This window comes from Enterobacter sp. EC_50, from assembly GCF_019584525.1.
GTDB lineage: Bacteria > Pseudomonadota > Gammaproteobacteria > Enterobacterales > Enterobacteriaceae > Enterobacter > Enterobacter roggenkampii.
In genome coordinates, this window is record NZ_VDAF01000050.1 from 1 (window position 1) to 7417 (window position 7417).

Below are 7417 nucleotides of genomic sequence, written 5' to 3' on the forward strand. Positions count from 1 at the left end.
GTTACGCACCACCCCGTCAGTAGCTGAACGGGAGGGACAGCTGATAGAAACAGAAGCCACTGGAGCACCTCAAAAACACCATCATACACTAAATCAGTAAGTTGGCAGCATCACCCGGCCAGATTAGGGATAAACATTAGTTATTTTTACTACGAGGGGATAAAAGCGAGGGGCAGATCGGATCCGCCGGGGCAATCTCCCCGGCAGAGTGGTGAATTAGCGTTCGAGTTCGGAATCGATAATAGAATCCGGCAGGGGGAGTTCGGTCGGGACGTTAAGCCAGTCGGACTTACCGTAAAACACGGCGTTGATCTGCGTGTTGTAGAGCAGGTGGGTACGAAAACGGTGGAACAGCTGTTTGTCAGGCGCGAAATCCGTTTGCCAGAACTGGTTCAACGGCCCCTGCCAGGTTAAGCCTTCGATGTCATACAGCGCTTTGCCCATCACCTTGAGCGGCTTGTTGTGGATCAGCGCCGACAGCCCCGCAGTGCTGTTAACGGTGATCACCCCCCGGGTATGGGTCAGCAGGGCGGGCAGGGAGAGATCGTGGATATAGATCACCCGGTCTGTCGTAATGCCGTACTTCTCGCACAGCGTATTAATCAGCACACCATAATAGCGGTGACCACGATCCATCGGGTGATGCTTGAACACCAGATGGTGTTCTTTCGGCGCATGGCGGGCAAAGGAGCGGATCACGGTTTCGATATAGTCACGCACATCTTTATACGGGCTGTGGTGAATAATCTGGCTGTCGTTGTAGACCTGCAAAATCGCCAGGTAGTACGCGTTGTCCAGCGTTTCGGTGATATGGCTCAACATGTGGCGCTGCTTCCAGCGATACCACAGCTTACGACGGCCGGCACGGACCCAGCAGCGCATCTCATACCACGGGGAGAATGACTTGTGGTGGCGGTAGCCGCGATAGCGATGGCGACCAAACCAGCCTGCCGCGTAGTAGAGCATGGCGTGGGCGGCACGGTTAAAGGCGCTGGGCTTCCATGGCGTCGGGGTTTTCAGCTCCGGCAGCGGCTGCTCGCGATAGTATTTCGCATCGATGGGCATCGAGGAGAAGGCGTTCACGCCGCCTTTTTCCAGGGTGATATAAAATGGCCGGAAATACCCCTCCTCAAAGGAGAGAAAGTCGATGGCTTTACCGCGCGCCCACTTCTTCGCTTCGACATGCATCGGGCGGCAATCCCCGAAACAGACGATGGTGTCGAAGGCGTACTCTTTGTGCAGATCGCGCAGCCAGAAGGCAAAATTTTTCACCGGGCCGGTGTAGTGCAGCGACGTCTCTTTTGCGGCATACCAGGCGTCTCCGGCATTAAAGCAGACCTGCTTCACTTCGCGGTGGCTGTGCTGCAGCCAGGTCGCCAGACGTGCAAAGCAGGGGCCCATCGGTCCTTGTAATAAAAGATATCGGCGGCCATTTAATAAATGGCGTATGGCTTGCTCTTCCATTTCTTTTCCCAGATCCGTTCCGTTGATGAGACAGGTGATTAACGGCTTGATGACCGCTTTTCTTTAATACATCAGGATAAATCGTTCGCTAGCGAAGCGTCTGCGCGAGATAGCTCAGTTTTAACTGCCAGCGCTGCCAGCGGCTGGCTTTTTGCGATGAGGAGTGACCCTGCGCGGCCAACTGGCGTATCAACTGCTCCGGGCTCATCCACAGCCCGCTCTGCCAGTCGATATAGCGCGGATAGGCCACCAGGGTCAGATAGACCAGCGCCGCCAGTGGCAGAGGGCGCTGACGACGCGGGGCAGGATGTCTGTCTTCGGTCAGTCCCCAGCCGCTGTAGAACGGCTGGCCCCAGGTGGTGACGTTCACCCCCTGCACCAGCGCTTCAAAGCCGCTCAGCGACGTCATGGTGTGCAGCTCATCCACATGGGGATAGAGACTGGTCAGGCCGAGATCCAGCACCTGGCTGTCAACGCAGTGGGCCAGACATTCGGCAGAGATAGCCCCGGCCCGGTTGCCCGCCACCACGTCCGGGTGCGGTTTAAAGAGGATGTGCGCCTCCGGTCTGGCGTCACGTACCGCCCATAGCAGCGCTTCGTTGCTGCGGATAACCGGACTGCCGGTGAGGATCGAGGCATCGCCATCCACCTGGCCCACCACCAGCACCAGCGAACGGCCATCAGCAGGTGGGGTGAACGGTTTGATGGTGCCAACGTTATATTTGCTCACCCCATGCTGGCGGAGCAGATCCACCAGCGTCTCGCCGCGAGCCAGCTCCTGGTCGGTAAGCTCATGCTGATTTAGCAACTGCTCCAGCCCGCTTGGACGGCGGCTGTCGAAGTAGATCCCCACCGGGTCGATGGAGAGCGACGAAGGGCGGCACAGGTTTGAGCCCAGCCCCCGGGAGCGGATAAAACCATCTTCCACCCGGATGGCGTTCTGGCGTTCAGGATGGCGGCTGCCCCACACCAGCACCTGTTCGTCGTCGGCCAGCGTTTCAGGCAGCTTGCGCACAAAGCGCAGCTCTTCGGCCAGCGGCTGGCAGAAGGCGCGCATAAAGGCGCGCTTCCACAGCGAGAAGCCCACCATATAGAGGCGGCGATAGCGCGGGGCTGGGCTCTGCTGACCGGCAATAATGTCGAGCACCTGTTCCACTTCGCAGCGCTGGCCCAGGATCGGGTCCAGATAGCGCGGGTAGAGGATCAGCGCCGCAGCCACCAGCTGGGGCAGGGCGATCGGCCCCTGACGGCGCGGGCAGGTTTTGCTGTCGTGGGTCAGCCCCCAGCCCGCGTAAAACGGCATGCCGAAGCAGTGGACCGCTTTCCCGAGCAGCAGCGCTTCAAAGCCCATCTGGGAGGAGACGGTATAAACCGCCTCTACGCTATTCAGCAGGGCGTGGGGATGGCAGTGTTCGGCCACTACCTCCACGTCGTCCAGCGCCAGCCGCGCCAGCACGCCGCGCTTCTTGCCCAGCCGGGTATCCGGATGGGTACGCAGCAGCAGGCGGGCGCCGGGGTGGTTACGCCGCGCAGCGGCAACCATTTCAACAAAATCTGCCTCGCTGGCGAGCGCGCCGGGAATGGAGAGATCCCCCGCCACCTGGTCGATCAGCAGCACCTTAGGACGGGCGTCGCTGTGCAGGCGGGCGGCCAGCGCGTCGGGTAGAGCGCTGCCCGCGGCATAGCAATTGTACTTGGTGATGCCGAGGCGCAGCAGTTCGCTGGTCAGCGCTTCAGCCCGCGCCAGCAGCGCGGTATCGCACGGGGTGGCGATCAGCTGCTCAAGGCGGCTGGGCTGGCGAGCGTCGTAGTAAATGCCCACAGGATCGGCGATCAGGGAGACGGCCTTGCCGCCTCTGGCGGGGTGGCCAATATAACCGATAAAGCCATCTTCCAGCTGCCAGTACGGCAGGCCGAGGTCCTGGGCTTTCTGTTTTATTTGGCGGGTATTGGCTTTTTGGCCCCAGCCGACCAGTACATCGTCCTGCGCCAGCTGCATGCTGGATTTGAAGGCGTGTAACGGGTGACCCAGCATCGGCTCGAGCTGTGCCTTTCGGGCCAGGATCCCGGCTGAACCTGTGTAGAATTTCATGTGCGCTCTGTGCATCAGAAAACGCCCCGCGTCACTGCGGGGCGTGTGACTCAGAAGTACTCTGCGTCAGGGAAGGATTTGGCAACGCTGTCTTTGGCGGAGGTGAGGATCTCGCTGTCGATTTCCGGCCATGTAATCCCAATGGTCTCATCGTTCCAGCGGATGCCGCGGTCGCTCTCCGGCGCATAGTAGTTGGTGGTTTTGTACAGGAACTCTGCGGTGTCGCTCAGGGTCATAAAGCCGTGGGCGAAACCTTCCGGGATCCACAGCTGACGCTTGTTCTCGCCAGACAGATGCACGCCCACCCACTGACCAAAGGTCGGGGAGCTTTTACGGATATCCACCGCCACGTCGAACACTTCCCCGGCCACGCAACGCACCAGTTTGCCCTGCGCATGCGGCGCCAGCTGGTAGTGCAGACCACGTAACACGCCTTTGGAGGATTTGGAGTGGTTGTCCTGGACAAAGTTTACGCTGCGGCCAATGGCAGCTTCGAACTGCTGGTGGTTAAAGCTTTCGAAGAAGAATCCACGATCGTCCCCGAACACTTTTGGCTCAAAGATGAATACGTCGGGAATTGCGGTCTGAATTACGTTCATGATAACGGCCTGATTCGTAAATGGGGCATCACGCCCCAGGTGTTAATGGTGACTACTTGAGCATTTTCAGCAGATATTGCCCGTAAGCATTCTTCGCCAGCGGCGCGGCTAATTTGCGCACTTGGTCGGCATCGATAAACTTCAGACGGTAGGCAATCTCTTCAGGACAGGCCACTTTCAGCCCCTGACGGGTTTCGATGGTCTGGATGAAGTTGCTGGCCTCAATCAGGCTCTCATGGGTGCCGGTATCAAGCCAGGCATAACCACGGCCCATCATGGCGACGGACAGATCGCCTTGCTCAAGGTAGATACGGTTCACGTCGGTGATTTCCAGCTCGCCGCGCGGCGACGGCTTCAGGCTTTTGGCAATCTCAACCACGCGGTTGTCATAGAAGTAGAGGCCGGTTACCGCATAGTTGCTCTTCGGTTCCAGCGGCTTCTCTTCCAGAGAGATTGCGGTGCCTTCATGGTCAAATTCCACCACGCCATAACGCTCAGGATCGTGTACATGATAGGCAAAGACGGTGGCGCCCGCAGGTTTGGCTGCGGCGGCTTCCAGTTGTTTCTGCAGATCGTGGCCGTAGAAGATGTTATCGCCCAGCACCAGCGCGCAATCGTCGCCGCCGATAAACTCTTCGCCGAGGATAAAGGCCTGGGCCAGACCGTCCGGGCTTGGCTGCACTTTATACTGCAGATTCAGGCCCCACTGGCTGCCGTCACCCAGCAGTTGCTCGAAGCGCGGCGTATCCTGCGGGGTGCTGATGATCAGGATATCGCGGATACCAGCCAGCATCAGGGTGCTCAGCGGGTAGTAGATCATCGGTTTGTCGTAGATTGGCAGCAGCTGTTTGCTCACCGCCATGGTGACCGGATAGAGACGAGTCCCTGACCCACCGGCCAGAATAATACCTTTACGCTTGTTCATAATCCTTCAATTCTTCTGTTTTGCTGTAGAGGGGCGCAACGCCCTCACTACCATCTGTTTGATTGCTGTAAAGGGAAGCTAAAAAAGCCGCTCCCTGACAAAGGTCAGGTCCGTGTCGCTAAAACAAGGCACGCATAGCATACCTTGATGCGTTTACTTTCCAAGAATTTCAGCCAGCATGCGATCAACGCCGATCGTCCAGTCCGGCAGCGTCATCCCGAAGGTGCGCTGGAACTTGCTGGTATCGAGGCGTGAGTTATGTGGACGCTTAGCCGGGGTCGGGAAGGCGCTGGTTGGAACTGCGTTCACCTGAGTGACAGCCAGCTCAACGCCCGCCGCGCGAGCGGTCGCGAATACCCGCTGGGCATAGTCGAACCAGGTGGTAGTGCCTGAGGCGATCAGGTGATAAAGCCCGGCAACGTCAGGTTTATCCTGCGCGATACGGATCGCATGGGCCGTGCAGTCGGCCAGCAGCTCTGCGCCGGTCGGTGCACCAAACTGATCGTTGATGACCGACATCTCGCTGCGCTCTTTACCAAAACGCAGCATGGTTTTGGCGAAGTTGGCGCCACGGGCAGCATAGACCCAGCTGGTGCGGAAGATCAGATGACGGGAGCAGAGCGCGGCAACCTGTTCGCCCGCCAGCTTGGTTTCGCCGTAGACGTTCAGCGGCGCGGTCTGGTCTGTCTCTACCCAGGGTTTTTCACCGCTGCCGTTAAACACATAGTCGGTGGAGTAGTGCACCAGCCAGGCGCCCAGCGCCTCGGCTTCTTTGGCGATGGCGGCAACGCTGGTGGCGTTGAGCAGCTCGGCGAAGTCGCGTTCGCTCTCGGCTTTATCCACCGCGGTATGCGCGGCGGCGTTGACGATCACGTCCGGCTTCAACAGACGCACGGTCTCGGCCACGCCTTCCGGGTTGCTGAAGTCACCGCAGTAATCGGTAGAGTCAAAATCCACCGCCGTAATACGACCCAGCGGCAGCAGCGCGCGTTGCAGCTCCCAGCCTACCTGGCCATTTTTGCCGAACAGCAGAATATGCATCAGTTACGCTCCTGATAGTTCTTCGCGATCCAGTCCTGATAGCTGCCGCTTTTCACGTTGTTGACCCACTGCTGGTTATCCAGATACCACTGCACGGTTTTACGGATGCCGGACTCGAAGGTCTCCTGCGGCTGCCAGTTCAGCTCGTGGCTCATTTTGCTGGCATCGATGGCGTAGCGGCGGTCGTGGCCCGGGCGGTCAGTCACGTAGGTGATCTGGTCGCGGTAAGAACCGGTTTTCGGCACCATCTCGTCGAGCAGGTCGCAGATGGTGTGTACCACGTCCAGGTTCTGCTTCTCGTTGTGGCCGCCGATGTTGTAGGTCTCGCCCACCACGCCGGTGGTCACTACGGTGTAGAGCGCACGGGCGTGATCTTCAACGTAGAGCCAGTCGCGGATCTGATCGCCTTTGCCGTAGATCGGCAGCGCTTTGCCATCCAGCGCATTGAGGATCACCAGCGGGATCAGCTTCTCAGGGAAGTGATACGGGCCGTAGTTGTTAGAGCAGTTGGTGACGATGGTCGGCAGGCCATAGGTACGACGCCATGCGCGCACCAGGTGATCGCTGGAGGCTTTTGACGCGGAGTACGGGCTGCTTGGCGCGTACGGGGTGGTTTCGGTAAACAGCGGTAACGCTGTACCTGCGCTCACTTCATCCGGGTGTGGCAGATCGCCATACACTTCGTCGGTGGAGATGTGATGGAAACGGAACGCCTGCTTGCGGGCTTCATCCAGCTCGCTCCAGTATGCGCGGGCCGCTTCGAGCAGCGTATAGGTGCCGACGATATTGGTTTCGATAAAATCGGCCGGGCCGGTAATGGAGCGATCCACGTGGCTTTCAGCGGCCAGATGCATCACCGCATCCGGCTGGTGAGTGGCGAAGACCCGATCCAGCTCCGCGCGATTACAGATATCCACCTGCTCAAAGGCGTAGCGGTCACTTGCGGCTACGTCAGCCAGCGATTCGAGGTTGCCCGCATAGGTGAGCTTATCGAGGTTGATCACCGCATCCTGGGTATCACGGATGATATGGCGAACAACAGCAGAACCGATAAAACCGGCTCCACCGGTTACAAGGATTTTCATAAGCGTTTTTACTTTTTCTATTGGATGAAATGTTCACCAGAACACAGCCTCTGCTATCCGTTCAGGCCGTGTTTTAGCGGCAGGCACATGGGGAAACACGGAAAAATCATGAACATTCCCGTAAATAAAGGCTTCCCAGAACCTTCAAAAGGTACTCCGGATCCATCGCGCACATCGCTCTTTTGTGTTTAATACTCGCTTTTAGTGTCGT

Annotated in this window: 7 protein-coding genes; all 7 read right to left on the reverse strand. The window is 58.5% G+C overall.

All coding sequences use genetic code 11. The annotated features are described in order from the left end of the window. Nucleotides 1–60, reverse strand: a 60-nt coding sequence (locus tag FHC48_RS23875) for an IS1 family transposase (protein WP_143208461.1), incomplete at its 3' end; no start/stop codon positions are given. 156 nt (nt 61–216) lie between these two features. Then, nucleotides 217–1464: a capsule biosynthesis protein gene (locus tag FHC48_RS22645; RefSeq protein ID WP_155024081.1), complete on the reverse strand. Its 1248-nt coding sequence runs from the start codon at nt 1462–1464 to the stop codon at nt 217–219. A gap of 88 nt (nt 1465–1552) precedes the next feature. Next, on the reverse strand, nt 1553–3556 hold the full coding sequence (locus tag FHC48_RS22650; protein ID WP_016240567.1) for a capsular polysaccharide biosynthesis protein: 2004 nt from the start codon (nt 3554–3556) through the stop codon (nt 1553–1555). 50 nt (nt 3557–3606) lie between these two features. Next, nucleotides 3607–4155 carry a dTDP-4-dehydrorhamnose 3,5-epimerase gene (rfbC, locus tag FHC48_RS22655; protein WP_016236887.1) on the reverse strand — a complete coding sequence of 183 codons (549 nt, stop codon included), beginning with the start codon at nt 4153–4155 and terminating at the stop codon, nt 3607–3609. A gap of 52 nt (nt 4156–4207) precedes the next feature. After that, nucleotides 4208–5080, reverse strand: coding sequence for a glucose-1-phosphate thymidylyltransferase RfbA (gene rfbA, locus FHC48_RS22660; RefSeq protein WP_059308801.1), 873 nt, complete (start codon nt 5078–5080; stop codon nt 4208–4210). Nucleotides 5081–5233: 153 nt separating this feature from the next. Next, nucleotides 5234–6121, reverse strand: a complete 888-nt coding sequence (gene rfbD / locus FHC48_RS22665) for a dTDP-4-dehydrorhamnose reductase (RefSeq protein WP_016236889.1) — start codon at nt 6119–6121, stop codon at nt 5234–5236. Beyond that, nucleotides 6121–7206: a dTDP-glucose 4,6-dehydratase gene (rfbB, locus tag FHC48_RS22670; RefSeq protein ID WP_016236890.1), complete on the reverse strand. Its 1086-nt coding sequence runs from the start codon at nt 7204–7206 to the stop codon at nt 6121–6123. Before rfbB ends, rfbD begins: the two co-directional genes overlap by 1 nt. Nucleotides 7207–7417: the final 211 nt, after the last annotated feature.